Below are 16,095 nucleotides of genomic sequence, written 5' to 3'. Positions count from 1 at the left end.
TGAACTGTGCCGTTTATATTTCAACATTTAGTAACTGCCCAGTGAGTTGGAGTAATTGTAATTCCGCCAATTTAGCATCGTATTTGGCGAAGTTTTTATTGGTTTGGGCGTTTAATAAATTGATCTGTGCCTGTCTTAGTTCTACGGAGGTAATTCGCCCTAGTTTATATTGCTCGTTAGATCGATCAAAATTATTTTGCGCCGTTATTACATTCTTCTCTTGCAGTGCCAGTATATCAAGTCGGTTTCTATAATCGTCCTTGGCGTTTTCGATATCCCGTTTCACTTCTTGAATGGTCTGATTTTCCAATATCTCTTGGTTATCCAATAAAATCTTGGCGTTCTTTACTTGGGTGATACTTGTTCCTCCATTGAACAAGTTCCAAGTTAAATTTAGACCTGCGGAAACCCCCGTAGATACATTTGACGCCAAGAAATTGGTTGCGGGGAAATTACCTTGGTTCCAACCATATGATCCTGTTAGCCCAACGGTAGGCAAAAAGACCGATTTGCTGGATTTTAAGGTGAAGTCGTTAATTTTAATATTCTGTTTCATTTGGAGAATCCGCACATTGTTTTCAACTCCAAGCCCAAGAAATTCCTCGAGTCTAATAGGATTGGAAAAAGTCACGACCGTATCCACCTCAAAAGTGGTAAGTAGCTCACGGTTCAACAAGAGGTTCAAATCCCTTTTAGTATTCCTGAGCGTTTGCCGCTCGTTCATAAGGTTTATACTATCGTTGACCAAGTCAACTTCTGCGTTCAAGACATCCAATTTATTTGTACGACCGAATTCAAAGCTATATTCCGCCCTTTGCAATCTGTTTTTGGTATTGGAAAAAGTTTCTTCCAATACGTTAATATTCTCGGTAAGTCTTGCTACCTCAAAATAGACCGTAAACAATTGGAGCATGGTAGTCTCAATAGTTTCCCTTGTCTCTAGGGCACTCAAATTATATTCTTCCTTGAGTCTTTTGAAATCATACATTCTTCCCAGACCGTCGAAAAGTGTATAGTTCATGTTTAAGGACGCATTGTACCTTGTGGTTTCTGCACCATCAATGGCCCTAACATTACCATCCTGAAAAGTGGCCTCTTGATTGTTTTTATCATAGGATGCACCGGCATTTCCTGTTAAGGAAGGCAAAAAACCTGAATTCATAAGGCTTTTGTTATTCTCAGCAATCCTTAAATTGTTGTTGGCCACCAAAATGCCAAAATTATTCTCCAATGCTTTCGCAATCGCTTCTTGCTTGGAAAGTAGGTTTTCCTGTGCTCCACTTAAAAAAGAGACAAGTACTAGGAAAATTGTTAATCTAAATCTTATCATTATAAGGTTTCTTCTAATTCTTTATGATATGGTTTTTCTTCCAATAGATTTCCGTTGGGGCCATGATTCTTTTGTCCTTCCAAATGTTCTTTTTCCCTTTGCTCCAAGATGGCCCTTTCCACCTCTTCCTTGGTAATCTTGTGACCGCTGGCCAACATTTTGTTTTTGGATTTCAATTTATTTCCAAAGGATAGAAACAAAGGCAGCATCAAAAGTGTTAAAATGGTTGCGATACCAATACCATAGGCGATTGAAATGGCCATAGGCTTTAAAAACTGCGCTTGCCTACTAGTTTCCGCCATAAGGGGCGCCAAACCGGCAATGGTAGTTACCGAGGTGAGGAAAATAGCCCTGAACCTCGATTTTCCAGCTTCATAAATGGCCGCATCGAAGGTCATTCCTTCCCTTAAGTTCGTGTTGAACTTGCCAATCAGTACCAGGCCATCGTTTACCATGATGCCTATCAAGGCGATAATTCCCAAGATTGAAAGTACATTGAGGGGGAAATCGTGGATCCAGTGTCCCCAAGCGACCGCCGTAAAACTAAAGGGAACCAATAGCAGCAACATTAAGGGCTGACTAAAACTCCTAAAAGTAAAAGCAATGGTAATATAAATGAGAAGTAAAACGGAAAGACCAACAACTTTAAGTGAACCGGTCAACTTGCCCAATTCCCTGTTCTGACCTTCGTAGGAAGCGGAAACCGTAGGATATTTGGACTGAATGTCCGGCATGATCACATTTTGGATTTCAGCCATGATTTCCGTGGGGCTATCCTTAATATCCTTCATATCTGCAGATACCTGTATTTCCCTACGGCCTTCCAACCTGTTGATTGCTACGTCACCGCGCTCTATGGAATACTCGGCAATTTCCTTTAGAGGCACACGGTCTCCGGAGGGCGTTACAATACGCATCTCGTCCAAATTTGTAATGGATGACCTGTTTTCCCGGTCATATCGCACCCAAACCCTGATCTCGTCCTGTGACCTTTGAAAACGCTGGGCCTGTACACCAAAGAATCCTGCCCGCACTTGGTTCATTACCGTTCGTAGGTCCAATCCCAACAAATAGGCATTTTCCTTCAATTGTAATCGGATTTCCTTGATACCAGCGGGGTCGTTATCAGAAATATCCTTTAAACGGGTATTGTTCTGTAGAATTCCCTTAAGTTCATTCTTGGCCGCCTTGAGCTCTTCAATATTGTTACCCAGCAAAGAAACGGATACGGGTGAGCCTCCAAAATTTCCTCCGGAACCGTAAATGAGACTTTCCACACCTATAACAGGACCAACCAGCTCCTCGATTCTCCTCGTTACCACATCGGCCACCACTTCATCCGGCCGTTCTTCCCCTGGTAAAAGGTTAATAGTCAATTGCGCCGTTGAAGATCCAGGGCCAAGTCTACGAATCATGTTCTCGTACATCATTTTATCCGAGTTGGATAAGTATTCCTTGGTAAGTTCCTGATTTACGATTTCGGCCTTTTCCTCTATAAGGCTTATGATAGAATCCGTAACTTTTTCGTTGGTACCATTGGGCATTTGAAGTTCAATACTTACCCTGTCACTGGCTATTCTTGGAAAGAAAGCGGTTCGTATGATACCTCCTCCCAAAGAACCAAAAGTGAGCACCAAGGCCATGGCAAAAAAGCTGAAGGTGAGAATTTTGTAACGCATGGCGAAACGCAAGGATGGAGCGTACAATTTGTCACGCATCCAAACCATAATCTTATCTCCAAAATCATTGATGATCCTTAGTTTGGCAAAAGCACTTGCCAAACCCTTTTTGGGTTTTTCATCCAGCGGCTGCAAAGCTTTGGAATGCGCCAAATGCGCAGGCAGGATAATCAGTGCCTCAACGAGGGAAACTACCAACGTAAGGATTACGATAACGGAAACTTCGCCAAAAAACTCCCCTATTCGGCTATCAAGGAACAGAAAGATGGAGAAGGCCAAGATGGTTGTAATAATTGCCGAAATAATTGGGGGCAATACTTCCATGGTGCCATCTACGGCAGCTTGCACAGGCGATTTTCCCTTTTCGTAATGTTGGTAGATGTTTTCCGCAATCACGATACCATCATCCACCAATATGCCGATTACGATGATCATCCCGAACAAGGATAGTACGTTGATGGTGACATTGAAAAATCCGGCAAATACGAACATTCCAAGGAAGGCTACCGGCAATCCAAAGGCTACCCAAAACGCTAGCCTGGTATTCAAGAAAAGTGACAGAAATATCAATACCAGAATCATCCCCATGATGGCGTTTTCAGCCAACAATTCGGTTCTTTGCACCAATGTTTCCGACTGATCCGAAACAATATCCAATTCCACATTGGTATATTTTTGGTTGAATTCCTCCACATAGGACTTTACGTCATTGGCAGATTGGATCAAATCCTCCGTATTCGTACTGGTTATGGACACGTTTACCGCCAAATTACCGTCAAAGTAACTGGCATTTGGATCTTCGGCAAAGCGGTCCTTAATATCCGCTACGTCCTTTAAACGCACCGTACTCCCGGATGGGTCCGCCTTTATAATAAGATTGGAAAGTTCATCCCCGTAATATGACCGATTGTTGGCACGGATCAAGTATTCCTCAGCCTCCGTTTTTATATTACCACCGGTGACCAAAATGTTGGCATTTCCAACCGCAGTGGCCACTTCCTGAAAGGAAATACCATAGGCCAATAGACTATTTTCGTTTACCGCGATCTCAATTTCTTCCTGTGGAAACCCTGAAATTTCTATCTGGGAAATACCTGGAATGGCCCTTAAGTCGTTCTCTATCTGCCTGCCAACGTTTTTTAAAGTGGCCAAGGGTATATTTTCGCCACTAATGGCAAAGGAAATAGTTTGACGAACCGCCTCCAATTTGGAAACCACCAAGGGTTCCATACCAGTTGGGAAGGTGGGTACCCTATCCACTGCGTTTTTAACCTCAAGCAGCATAAAATCAATGTCCCTTCCTTTCTCAATTTCTATATTGATGGTACCACTGTTTTCCCTTGAAGTAGAAGTGACACGATCAACACCTTCCAAGCCCTTTAAATTATCCTCGATCTTGAGAACGATACCTTCCTCAACTTCCTGAGGTGAAGCACCTGGATATGTTATGGATATAGATATGTTCTTGGAATCCGATAATGGAAAGAAAGAGGATTTTAAGGATTTGTACCCCACGATTCCAAAAAGGGCAAAGGCAATAACCACCACATTGACAGCAACATGGTACCTTATAAAGTATTCAATAATTTTTCGCATTATCCTTTAGAGTTATCTGGTTGGTCTTCATATACCTTGACTGCCATACCCGTATAGGCACCGATCAAAGGTTTGGACATAATCGTCATTCCATTGGGAACATCCTTTAACACCACGCTTTTCTCTGAAAAATAAACAGGCTTTACATCAATAAGATCCAATACAGAATCCCTAACTACAAAAATCTTATCGCCCTCCAACAGTAAGCTTCTATCTATTTCTATGGCGTTCTCCTCTTTTCTGGCATCCAATTTCGCTTCTAGATACATACCCTCACGCAACTTATTATTGTCCACCTCAATATAGGCCTTGATAGTTTGGGAAGCCTGGTCAACCCTACCATTTATTCTAGTAACCTTTCCGGTATATGTTTCATCGCCACCCAGACTTGTCAATTCCACGGACTCCCCTACCTTTAGCAAATCAGTAAATGATTTACTCACCGAAACCTCCAATTCGTAAACACCGGGATTAATGAACTCTCCCAATTTTTGACCAGATCTTACCAAGGTCCCCTCGGTTACAAGTGCTTCGGTCAATACACCGGTGAAAGGCGCGATGATCCTATATTTTGAAAGCCGTTGTTCCAAATTTTTCACGTTGTAATAACTGGATAAAATACCCCTGCCTGTAATAAAGAAACGCTCACTTTCCGAGGTCATTTCAGGTAACTTTGGGGTACTTTTTGACAAATCAAATCCGTTCAGATACTTTTGCCATTTGGAATAGAAATCAGGATAATCCAACCGCAAATCCGGCATAATAGAGGTCAGCTCATTATAAAGATTACTTTTGGCAGATTGAACACTGGCGGCATATTCATCGTCATTAATACTGATAATGGTCTCACCCTGTCTGTACGACTGTCCTTCCTTAAAGAGTTTACTCCCGGTTTTAAAAACTCCCTGTACTTCTGCATACAACTCCATTCTCTGTTTGGCCGTTAAATTACCATTGGCCGTTACAACAATTGGAATGGTCTTGTTCTGAACGACTTCGGTAAAAACGGTTTTCACTACTTTTTGGGCTCTTGGTTTAAAGACCTTTTTATTGTCTATAATCACTTTCGCCAAGAAAAATGAAGCCAATATTAATACGATACCTAGTCCGGTAAAGATGATTTTTCGCATTGTGGTTTTGGTTTTAACTATTGATTTTTAAAACGGCTACAAATATAGCCCTGTATATTTCCAATACTTCCATTATGTAAGTGAAACGTCCAAATTAATTCTTGAAACGACCTGAAGTATTCCTTAACTTTTAGGTAACAATCCAAGAGATGCACTCTACCATCCAAAACATCAAAAGAAAACTCATCAAAAAAGTTAACTGAATAAAAATCAATGTATTAGATGAAAATTAAGCTCTTTAAGAGGACGAAACTACAAAAAATCGCCTGCCATGTATTCTCTGAAGGAGGTTAAAAATTTCATAAAACTTGAATTGCAAACATTGATGCTGGGTAAAGTGGTTTAAAAGTAATTGACCCATTAACAAAAAAGAGGTGCTTTATGCACCTCTTTTGAATAAAATGTATCTTGAAAATTAATTTTCTGAATCCTCAAATTTTGTATCGGCCATGCGTGTGTTGCGAAACCCGCTCTTATCCTTAAATTGACTGTTCATTATCAAGTCATCACTGTCAAAGGTAGCCAGACCTTCGGATTTTGAATATCTCAAAGCCCTTATAGAACTAAAGTTGTTGCCTTGCAATTGTACCAATTCCAAGTGCTCCAAATTTGCGGTACTACTAGGAAGCTTTCCTTCAAAACTATTATAGGACAAAACCAATTCCTTTAAGTTTACCATGTTACCTAATTCAAGTTTGATTTCCCCGGAAAGTTTGTTGCCAAATAGCTCCAAATGTTCCAATTGTGTAAGACCGGAAAGACTTTCCGGCAAGGAACCTATTAGAAAATTACTGGAAAGGTTTAATGATTTTAAGGCTTTTGCGTGTGCGATTTCACTAGGAATCTCTCCTTCCAATTGATTGTTGAACAAGCTTAATTTTCTCAATTGGGATTCTGAAGCATACACCTTGGGCAATGTCCCTGAAAGGGAATTCATTTCAAGCCTTACTACTTGCAGCCTTGAATTTTTGAAAAGGGACGGGGGAAGCTTACCTTTCAGTTGGTTAAAAGCTAGATTCAATTCTTCCAGATAGGGTAAATCCTTAAAATTATCAGGTAATTCGCCCGCTAGTCCGTTATGGTGCAAATTGATGGACACTACATGGCCCTCCCTTACCTGAACCCCATACCAGGAAGACACCGTTTCGTTTAAATCCCATTTATTAATCCAAGATGAACCTGAAGTAAGGGCATGTAGCTCCTCCAAGGCTTGTCGTTCCTTCAAAGGAACTTGGGCAACGATAAAATTGTTTGAGACTATGAGGCTAATTACTAAACCAACCTTAAACAAGATTTTGTTCATTCAATTGTTTTTTAGGCGCATGGTAGTAAATATATACCCGTATACTTTTATAACTACAAAGCACCTGTAAATAACGAGAAGAATGTATATTTATTTTATTTCAAAAACCAAAAAAGGGACGCTACCAACGCCCCTTTCTTAACCAAACTAACTAAAAGTGTAAACTACTCTTAATTTTCTATGTCTTCGTATTTTGTATCGGCCATTCTGGTTCTTTCAAGTTTTAGCTCCTTGAACTCGTACTTTTTGTCAAATCCGTCATGATCAAAAACCAAATATTCCCTTGTCTTAAGTTTTTCAAGATTCTTAAATGAGGAAAAATTATTGTTCTGTATTTGAAAAATTTGTAGGCTCGCCAATTGATTGAATTCCTCTGGAATTTCCCCGTTGAGGCTATTATTGGCCAATACCAATTCCTTTAATTTTGTCAAGTGGCCTAATTCTCCAGGTATAGACCCTTCCAACGTATTTTCAAAAAGTCCAAGCGTCTCTAGTTGGGTCAACTGACCGAGTGAACTTGGAATAGCCCCCTTTAAGGAATTACTTGATAGGTTTAAAACCTTTAAATTCTTTATATCCCCAATACTTTCTGGAATACCTCCTGATAAAAAGTTGTTAAATGCAGTGAGTTCCTCCAAACTTGAAAGTCCGCCTATGTTGTGTGGCAACTCTCCCTTTAGCCTGTTCATCTCCAACTTTAGTGTCTTTAGGCCTGTTAAGAGGGCCAAGTCCTCTGGTAATTCCCCGGTAATGGAATTAAAGGCCAAGTTCAGAACCTTGAGATTTTCCAATTTTGACATTCCCAACGGCAAAGGACCCATTAAATTGTTATGGAATAAATTGATTTCAACTACCTTATCCTCTACTACCTTTACCCCGTACCATTCTGAAACTGGTTTTTTCAAATCCCACTTTCTTATCCAGTGAGCACCGTTTGTACTATTGTAAAGCGCCATCAAAGCCTTTTTTTCGGTTTTGGAAACTTTGGCTATACCAAGGCTCGAAATCAACATAAATACCGAAAGAATTAGGTGAAGCTTTTTCATATACCGTGAAGTTAGTTGATACTATAAAACTAAGAATTATCCTACAAATTTCCTATAAGAACGATAAACCACCAAAAATTATCGTTTAAAGGAAAGCTATTGTTGTGAAAATGCCCTAAGTTGTTGTGAAACAGCAAAAACTGTATGTTTTAATTCATTGGATACTCTCAATTTCCAATGTAAGGGCCTCCCATTTTTCCATATGTTTTTCCAATCTTGCCTTTTTATTTTGATAGTCATCAAAGAAATTTGGCTTGGCGATCGTGGCATCATAATTCATCAATAAATCATGATCTATTTTTTTAATTTCCCTTTCAAGTGTCGCTATTTCACTTTCCAATCCGCTGAGCTGATTTTTCAGACTCTTCAATTGCTTTTGGTCTTCAAAGGAGGCATTCTTTTTTTCAACAGGTTTCTCCTGCTTTTTTTCCTCCCGTTTTTCTATACTTCTAAAATCATTGACTTTTCGCTGTTCTAGATAAAAATCGATGTCCCCTAAATATTCCTTGATCTTTTTATCCTTAAACTCATATACTTTATTTGTCAAACCTTGCAGAAAATCCCTATCATGGGAGACTAGGATTAGTGTTCCCTCAAAATTCAAACAGGCCTGTTTCAGCACGTTTTTGGACTTTATGTCCAAATGATTCGTTGGCTCATCCATCACCAGTACATTGAAGGGCTGTAATAGCATTTTGGCCAGGGCAAGACGGTTACGCTCCCCTCCTGAAAGCACCTTTACGTATTTTTCAACATCATCTCCCCGAAACAAAAAGGAGCCCAATATATCTCGAACCTTGCTTCGGTTGGATTCATTGGCGGCATCTATCATCGTATCCAAAATGGTTTTGTCGCCATCCAAGTACTCCGCTTGGTTTTGGGCAAAATAGCCAATTTGCACATTGTGCCCTAGCTTAAGATGGCCTTTATGCTCGAGTTCCCCTACAATTATTTTGGCCAAGGTGGATTTTCCTTGTCCGTTTTGTCCAACAAAAGCGGTTTTACTGTCGCGCTCAACCAATAAATTAATGCCTTCCAAGACCTTTTTTTCCCCATAGGCCTTGGTAAGGTTCTCCATTTCCACCACAACCTTACCCGGTGTAACGGATACCGGAAAACGAAGGCTCATTACACTATTGTCATCCTCATCCACTTCAATGCGCTCGATCTTATCGAGTTTTTTTATAAGGGATTGGGCCATGGAGGCCTTGGTGGATTTGGCCCTGAATTTCTCTATCAAACGTTCCGCTTGTTGTATTTCACGATCTTGGTTTTTTTGTGCACTTAATTGCTGCTGCCTTATTTCATCGCGTAATACCAAATACTTGGAATATGGTTTATTGTAATCATATATCCTACCCAATGATATTTCAATGGTTCTATTGGTAACATTATCCAAGAACATTTTATCGTGTGAAACAATCATGACCGCTCCTGTATAATTGTTTAAAAATTGTTCGAACCAAATAATGGACTCGATATCCAAATGGTTGGTAGGCTCATCCAAAAGCAGTACATCGTTACTTTGCAACAATAATTTGGCCAGTTCAATGCGCATACGCCAACCCCCGGAAAAGGTTTCGGTCTTCTTGTCAAAATCTTCTCTCTTAAAGCCTAAACCCTGTAAAATTTTCTCCGTTTCACCTTGATAGTTATACCCACCCAATATTTCATAGTGGGAAGTGACATCGCTCAAATCGATTATAAGCTGATTGTATGCCTCGCTCTCGTAATCCGTTCTTTCCGCCAATTGATGATTTATTTCATCCATCTTTGCCTCTAAGTGCTTTAGCTCCTTAAATGCTTGATAAGCTTCTTCTAAAACCGTCCTGCCCAATTCAAAATCGATATCCTGACGGAGAAAACCGATTTTAATGTCCTTTTCAACGGCAATAGTCCCGGAATCTATGGACATATCCTTGGCCAACAACTTAAGCAATGTGGATTTTCCAGCTCCATTCTTGCCAACGAGCCCTACCCTATTACCGGCATTCAACCGAAAAGATATTTCCTCAAATAAATATTCCCCGCCAAATGAAACGGATAAATTATGAATGTTTAGCATGCTATTTTTTTGTTTTTAAACCTACAGGAAACCAATGAAATTAACTAATTGACCGTTTCCCTTTTTGGATTTGCAAAGTTCAAAAAAAAGGACAAGAAGTCGACGGTATTTCTAAGAAGATCTGATAACCTAAATTGTAGATACTTTTATGCGCAGTAGTTTTAACTGTAATACAATTTTTGATATCTAGCTACGGATACCTCATCCTCCAAAGAAGCCCCCGTTTCCAAAGATGCGAACAATTCCGTAGCCGCCCAAGGTGCGATCATTACGCCATGGGATCCAAAACCATTTAAAACGTGAAGGCACTTATAAATGGGATGCGTTCCAATTAAGGGTCTTCTGTCCTTTACAGTTGGTCTAACACCTGCAATGTGTCCAACCACTTGATACGGACATTTAATTATCCTTTCCAATTTTGATAGCAACTCCCGCTTGGTACTTTCTGAAGGTATATTGTCCTTATCAACGGAATTATAGTTCGCCCCAACCAAATAAAGGTTTTTTCCAATGGGTATAACAAAAATGGAGGACTTAATGGCACGCTGTTCCTGTAGTTGATGGCTTTCAACGATTAAATATTCCCCTTTGGACCCTTGCATAGGAAGATAGTTGAAAAATGGGTTATGCTTAATACCATATCCTTCGGCGAAAACAACATTCTTGGCCCTGATTCCCTTATACTCCACACCATCGTTCATCACCTTCAAAGAGACGTGATCAAATGACTCTTGCAGAAAGGTAGACGGCGAAAGTACTTTCTTTTGAAACCCATTCAAGTATGCCTCGGTTTTTAGTCGATAGGCTCCTTGTAAACTTCCAAAATCATAGGGCGCATTCAATGCCTCGTTTGTGTTTCTAATAAGTCGTGGGTATAAAAATCGATTTAAATAGTCCTTATCCGAAGCTTCAAACCATAGGTTTTGTTCTTCTATGGAACTAAATTTTCGCAAAATAGGTAGATCAATCAGTAATTTTTCACCCAATTCTTCCTCCATTTCCTCATAAAAACTTTTGGATAAGGGCACTAGTTCGTTGGCCTTCCAAGCCAGGTTGAACCGTTTTAAAATTACGGGATTGGACAATCCTGCAGCTACTTTGGAGGATGTCTGGGATTGGTCGCTTATGACACAAAATCTTTTATGATTACGCCTAAGGGTTTCGCAAAAAGCGGCACCCGCCAATCCAAGGCCCACAACAATATAATCCATCATTTGGCAAAAATAGCCATAAACAAAAAGCTCCGACATATATCGGAGCTTATATTATTGAATTGGAATTTTCTTTTGCCTTAGTAGGCCCACATATCTTGTTCCCTGTCCCTAATGGTTTCTTTGATACGTTTTGCTTCCAATAATTGGAAAAGCGCATTGTCCGCAATGTAATCACTGACCTTACGGTCACCATGCACATTATCTTCTTTATAGATGACAGCATTAAACCTTCTTGCGTTCAACAACATATCAAAAGAGATGGGTTGTGCGGAATTTTGCTGGTTAAAGACCTTGGCCTCATGCAATATTTCACGGGCATCTGGGTACCATATCCAGAAAAGTTCAACCATATCAGGGTTTTCATCGTCGATGAAGTTTACGTCCGGAGCAACCGGGGCTATCCCCAATAAACGATATTTTAACTCTCCCTGCCTTTTGTCAAAGTACCACATACCTTTGATATGGTATTCCTCAATTTCCCCGGCGGTGATATTCCTACGGGTAATATATTCGGCAGAAACCTGCTCACCGGCATTCATTTGTTCATATCCGTAATCCAATGTATCTACGGATTGTAACGCACCGGCAAGATCATTGTAGGTCCTTTTTTCTGTAAAATAGGAATCCGCATAGGCTTCCAACTTACCTTCCTTAAGGCTTTTTATCAAAACATGGTATAGGGACCTTCTGTTTTTACCAATGTCCATAGTATCCGTAGGATAATATAGTGGAAAATTTACCCTTTCATCCAAATCTATGGTTTCCCAAAGTGTTTTGGACCAAAGAATGTCCCTATCATCCACGTAACCATATTCCAAGGGAGCGTCGTTATCTACGGCCTTTTGCTCTTCCGTACGAACACCTATTTCCTGTGGTTTTTTAGCGTTCAAGATATTGGCCTGGGCCATCATGGAGGCGGGCAATAAAGTAACCGCACCCATTATTAATACATTTTTCCAATTCATTCTTGTTAACTTTAAAATTAACCGGGCAACCTTATAAGGCTACCCGGTAATATTCACTATTTTAGTTTGTTATCTCCACAACTACCGGAGAAACTTTCTTCAACTTGTAACTTTTGTTATTTGTAATGTACGCCTCGATATCGAAGATCTGTACCACATCACCTCTTCCGGCTCGTCTCAATGCCGCTTTGGCTTTAGCATCCAACTTGTTACCGTTTACGCTAACCGTTGGTTGTCCTGGTACTTTGAATTTAAATCCACTTACGGCAAGATTCAAGTCAAAATCAAACTCATCCAACATAGCACCAATAGTTGCGATCTCAACGTTGGCCCTTGGTAATTTAAGACTACCGGACTGTTTGCTAATCGTACCTTCAGGTCTTGGAATGTCCTTAATTCTAAATTCCGATTTAGAGGAAACTGTTTGCCCATCGGGCAAAGTACCCGAAGCAGAAATCGTTACCGTTCTACCTGTTCCTGGGTTCATTACATAATTGCTACCCCCTAATGACTTCAAACCAGGTGCGGATGCACTTACTTTGTTATTTGGGATACCAGGTATGGAGATAGACATTGGGTTAGCAACTCCACGATATACCACGTTCATTTTATCCGCAGCGATCAAAGCCGCGTTCGGCTTGGAGATAGTAGCAAAAGAGTTACTTACCGGTACCTCGATTTCCTCACCATCCTGCTTAAAATAAATAGCTCCTTCTACTTTATGATCACCTGCATTACCAGCACCAATAAGCATTTTAACGCCTCCGGCTTCCAATTTATAGTCCGTACCTTCAGAAAGTTTTCTACCATCTAAAGTTAATTCAGCCCTTACCGGTGTTGAGGTGTTGTCAGTTTTACTGATGATGATCTTACCATCGTACTTTTCACCAGCGTAAAAAGCAGACTTTGTTGCTGATAGTGATGTAGCAAAGTTCTTAAGAGACACTTGACTTGTCAGCTCACCTTCCAACATTGACTTTAAGGCAGCTTCTTCGGTAGCCTTTACATCAGCTTGCAAAGAAGTCAACTTGGCCAAAGAAGCGACCAATGGATACCCTTCATAATGATAGTTGATCCAATCTTGCTTTGTACCGTCCCTTTTCTCCACTTTACCGTTTTCATCACCTGTTTTAAAACGATCGATTACCGATTGTTTTAGGGTAGCTGGTACGATAGCGGCAACTTGGTCTCTGTAGTCAGTCAGTCTTTTCATAAACTCTTGACCACCTTCTGAAAGATTGTCACCTTGAAAGAATTTCTGATCCAAATAATCTGAATTATCCATACGGGCATAATCCTTTGGATCTTCCAATCCTTCTGTCATACCATCCTTTAGAGATTCCAAATAGTCGAAGTACTCTTGGGACATTGTTTTAATCTTCTGCGCATCTTGGTACAGCTTTTCATATTTAGCCGCATCCTCTGATGCCTTCGTTTCAAGACTTCCCAAGAACGCTTCGTTACTTGCGGTTGTCTTTTCGTTAGAAGTCTCCAGCTTTTCATTCATAATACCGAATGCCGCTAGCACCTCTTTACTCATATTTAACGCCAGCATTGCGATGAAGATCAAATACATAAGGTTGATCATCTTCTGACGTGGTGTTGCTTTTCCTCCTGCCATGGTTTTCTAATTAGATTTTAATTAATACTGATTTGGTTTGGTTTTATTAAAATCCAATTTAGTTTCTGTTCATTGCGGACAACATTCCACCGTAAACACCATTCAAAGAAGAAAGGTTAGTAGAAAGGGAAGCCATTTGCTCCTTAAGTGCACTTGCATTTTGTACTACTTCCTCGTTTACGGAAGCTTGTCTGCTAGCACTTTCCAATTGTACTTTATAAAGACTGTTCAAAGATTCCATTTGCGCGGCTGCTTGTACCATTTCTTCGGAATACTTTCTTGTAGATTCCATTGCGTCTACAGTAGGAGCAATACCTTTTGCAGCACCTTCAAAGTTTCTGATGCTAGATCCCAAGCTCTCCATTAGGCTGGCGTCAACACCTGCCTCTTTCAATAAATCATCCAATTTTTTGGACAAAGAAGTCTCTGCCTCCTTAACTTCGGCTACTTCATTCTTTCTTCCTTTGGATTCTCCACCCGCTAATTCCGGATATACCAAAGACCAATCCACTTCGTCATCTACTGGTTCAAATGCACTAATAGCGAAGATAAGGGCTTCTGTAATAAGACCTATGGCCAATAAAAGACCACCTGTTAGAGGTCCAAACTCCCAGTGAAGAATTTTAAACAATGCACCAATGATTACTACCGATGCTCCAAGCCCGTAGGCCATGTTGAATAATTTTTTTGTTGATTTTGACTGTGCCATGATTTAATTTTAATTTAAGGTTTAATACTAAAGATTTGGTTAATAATTAATTAATATGAATAGTTTACTTGTTTACTGTGTTGAGTCTTCCTCGCCCATGTAATCCTGTACTGTTCTAAAGCCAATGTAGCTACGTGCAGAATCTGCATATTCGTAATCCCTTGTACTTACTTGCAAGAAGTAGGCGACATCTTTCCAAGATCCTCCCCGTATTACTTTTCGTGTATTGGATTGATCTCCTCCGTTAGGGTTCATAGTGGATACGTAATCGTATGCACTTGGGTCGTAACTGGAATTTGTCCATTCCGCAACGTTACCTGCCATATTATATAGGTTGAAATCGTTTGGTTCATAGGATTTTGCCTCTACGGTGTACAGCGCAGCATCTGCAGCATAATCACCTCGCTGCGGTTTAAAGTTGGCCATAAAACAACCTGTATCACTTATTACATAAGGTCCTCCCCATGGATAAGTTCCTCCTTCGATTCCACCTCTGGCAGCATATTCCCACTCTGCCTCGGTTGGTAACCTAAACTGGTTTACAAATTGTTTCCCACGACTCTTTTGATCATCGTTCTTGAACTTTGTTCTCCAATTACAGAAAGCCTTTGCCTGTTGCCAAGAGATTCCAACTACAGGGTACTCGCTATAGGCATCGTGCCAAAAGTAATCGTTATGCATGGGCTCGTTGTAGGAGTATTCAAAATCCCTAATCCAAACCGTAGTGTCAGGATAAATTTCCAACTCCTCCGTGCGGATAAAATCCTTTCTACTACCCTTTCCTTTTTTGGCGGCACGGGCTGCAGCTTCAATATCCATCCAGCTATACTTGTACTTTAATTTTGTAACATCGATACTTCGCTGACCATTATAGGATTCCTCTTCTGGTATGTATAATGAATCCATAACCTCGGCATAATATTCATCAGGATAGTCTGAAGTGTCCCAAATAAGGTCTTCATCCTTGTTTAAGGCCCTTCCTTCATAACCGGTCTCTCCCATACCGGAATAGTTGTCCAACATATACTTATCGTACACCGAAGCTCTAGTGGTATCCGCATCCTTAAATGCATAATCGCCAATACCCCCGTCCTCTGGACCTAATCCTAATTCATCCGCTAAAATGGCCAAACGGGTTCTTGTAATTGAATCCTTTACCCATTCCACGAATTGACGGTACTCGCTGTTGGTAATTTCAGTATCGTCCATATAAAAGGAACGCACTGTAACGGTCTTGGTAGGAGCGTTTAATACTTTGGCTTGATCTTCTTCACTTTTACCCATAATGAAAGAACCCCTTGGGATAAGTTCCATTCCATATGGTTTTTCCGGATACCATTTTTTGCCCTGGACGCCGACTAGCTCTCCTTTAGTCTTTGACCCACAACTTGTGAGCAAAAAAACAAACGCTATAGATGATAACAATAGCTTCTTCAT

11 protein-coding genes are annotated in these 16,095 nt (G+C 40.4%); all 11 read right to left on the bottom strand.

Annotated elements, in window-relative coordinates; genetic code table 11:
* Positions 1-13 precede the first annotated feature (13 nt).
* Positions 14-1,330 (bottom strand): TolC family protein, encoded by a 1,317-nt coding sequence (locus DZC72_RS08285; protein WP_125222358.1) that lies wholly within the window; start codon positions 1,328-1,330, stop codon positions 14-16.
* The gene (locus tag DZC72_RS08280; protein ID WP_125222357.1) at positions 1,330-4,605 is read right to left on the bottom strand and encodes an efflux RND transporter permease subunit; all 3,276 of its coding nucleotides are present in this window, start codon (positions 4,603-4,605) and stop codon (positions 1,330-1,332) included. The genes DZC72_RS08285 and DZC72_RS08280 overlap by 1 nt, the downstream gene beginning before the upstream one ends.
* Entirely contained in the window at positions 4,605-5,735 is a 1,131-nt protein-coding gene (locus tag DZC72_RS08275; RefSeq protein WP_125222356.1) for an efflux RND transporter periplasmic adaptor subunit, read from the bottom strand. The genes DZC72_RS08280 and DZC72_RS08275 overlap by 1 nt, the downstream gene beginning before the upstream one ends.
* A 415-nt stretch (positions 5,736-6,150) precedes the next feature.
* Positions 6,151-7,038, bottom strand: a complete 888-nt coding sequence (locus tag DZC72_RS08270; RefSeq protein WP_125222355.1) for a leucine-rich repeat domain-containing protein — start codon at positions 7,036-7,038, stop codon at positions 6,151-6,153.
* A 170-nt stretch (positions 7,039-7,208) separates the two neighbouring features.
* Positions 7,209-8,084 carry a leucine-rich repeat domain-containing protein gene (locus DZC72_RS08265; protein ID WP_125222354.1) on the bottom strand — a complete coding sequence of 292 codons (876 nt, stop codon included), beginning with the start codon at positions 8,082-8,084 and terminating at the stop codon, positions 7,209-7,211.
* 154 nt (positions 8,085-8,238) lie between these two features.
* Positions 8,239-10,149, bottom strand: a complete 1,911-nt coding sequence (locus DZC72_RS08260) for an ABC-F family ATP-binding cassette domain-containing protein (RefSeq protein WP_125222353.1) — start codon at positions 10,147-10,149, stop codon at positions 8,239-8,241.
* Between the two features lie 161 nt (positions 10,150-10,310).
* On the bottom strand, positions 10,311-11,399 hold the full coding sequence (locus DZC72_RS08255) for an NAD(P)/FAD-dependent oxidoreductase (protein ID WP_243641678.1): 1,089 nt from the start codon (positions 11,397-11,399) through the stop codon (positions 10,311-10,313).
* Positions 11,400-11,440: 41 nt separating this feature from the next.
* Positions 11,441-12,328, bottom strand: coding sequence for a type IX secretion system ring subunit PorN/GldN (gene porN / locus DZC72_RS08250; protein WP_125222352.1), 888 nt, complete (start codon positions 12,326-12,328; stop codon positions 11,441-11,443).
* 61 nt (positions 12,329-12,389) lie between these two features.
* A complete protein-coding gene (porM, locus tag DZC72_RS08245) occupies positions 12,390-13,949 on the bottom strand; it encodes a type IX secretion system motor protein PorM/GldM (RefSeq protein ID WP_125222351.1) in 1,560 nt (519 codons plus the stop codon).
* 58 nt (positions 13,950-14,007) lie between these two features.
* Positions 14,008-14,658, bottom strand: coding sequence for a type IX secretion system motor protein PorL/GldL (porL, locus tag DZC72_RS08240; protein WP_125222350.1), 651 nt, complete (start codon positions 14,656-14,658; stop codon positions 14,008-14,010).
* Positions 14,659-14,730: 72 nt separating this feature from the next.
* Positions 14,731-16,095: a T9SS ring complex lipoprotein PorK/GldK gene (gene porK / locus DZC72_RS08235; protein ID WP_099546875.1), complete on the bottom strand. Its 1,365-nt coding sequence runs from the start codon at positions 16,093-16,095 to the stop codon at positions 14,731-14,733.

Source organism: Maribacter algicola, from assembly GCF_003933245.1.
GTDB classification, from domain to species: domain Bacteria; phylum Bacteroidota; class Bacteroidia; order Flavobacteriales; family Flavobacteriaceae; genus Maribacter; species Maribacter algicola.
This window is presented reverse-complemented; position numbering and strand designations above follow the sequence as displayed.

Excerpts from the sequence above, each read along its gene's own strand:
- DZC72_RS08285 (WP_125222358.1), bottom strand. The coding sequence starts at position 1,330 with ATGATAAGATTTAGATTAACAATTTTCCTAGTACTTGTCTCTTTTTTA.
- DZC72_RS08280 (WP_125222357.1), bottom strand. The coding sequence starts at position 4,605 with ATGCGAAAAATTATTGAATACTTTATAAGGTACCATGTTGCTGTCAAT.
- DZC72_RS08275 (WP_125222356.1), bottom strand. The coding sequence starts at position 5,735 with ATGCGAAAAATCATCTTTACCGGACTAGGTATCGTATTAATATTGGCT.
- DZC72_RS08270 (WP_125222355.1), bottom strand. The coding sequence starts at position 7,038 with ATGAACAAAATCTTGTTTAAGGTTGGTTTAGTAATTAGCCTCATAGTC.
- DZC72_RS08265 (WP_125222354.1), bottom strand. The coding sequence starts at position 8,084 with ATGAAAAAGCTTCACCTAATTCTTTCGGTATTTATGTTGATTTCGAGC.
- DZC72_RS08260 (WP_125222353.1), bottom strand. The coding sequence starts at position 10,149 with ATGCTAAACATTCATAATTTATCCGTTTCATTTGGCGGGGAATATTTA.
- DZC72_RS08255 (WP_243641678.1), bottom strand. The coding sequence starts at position 11,399 with ATGTCGGAGCTTTTTGTTTATGGCTATTTTTGCCAAATGATGGATTAT.
- porN (WP_125222352.1), bottom strand. The coding sequence starts at position 12,328 with ATGAATTGGAAAAATGTATTAATAATGGGTGCGGTTACTTTATTGCCC.
- porM (WP_125222351.1), bottom strand. The coding sequence starts at position 13,949 with ATGGCAGGAGGAAAAGCAACACCACGTCAGAAGATGATCAACCTTATG.
- porL (WP_125222350.1), bottom strand. The coding sequence starts at position 14,658 with ATGGCACAGTCAAAATCAACAAAAAAATTATTCAACATGGCCTACGGG.
- porK (WP_099546875.1), bottom strand. The coding sequence starts at position 16,095 with ATGAAGAAGCTATTGTTATCATCTATAGCGTTTGTTTTTTTGCTCACA.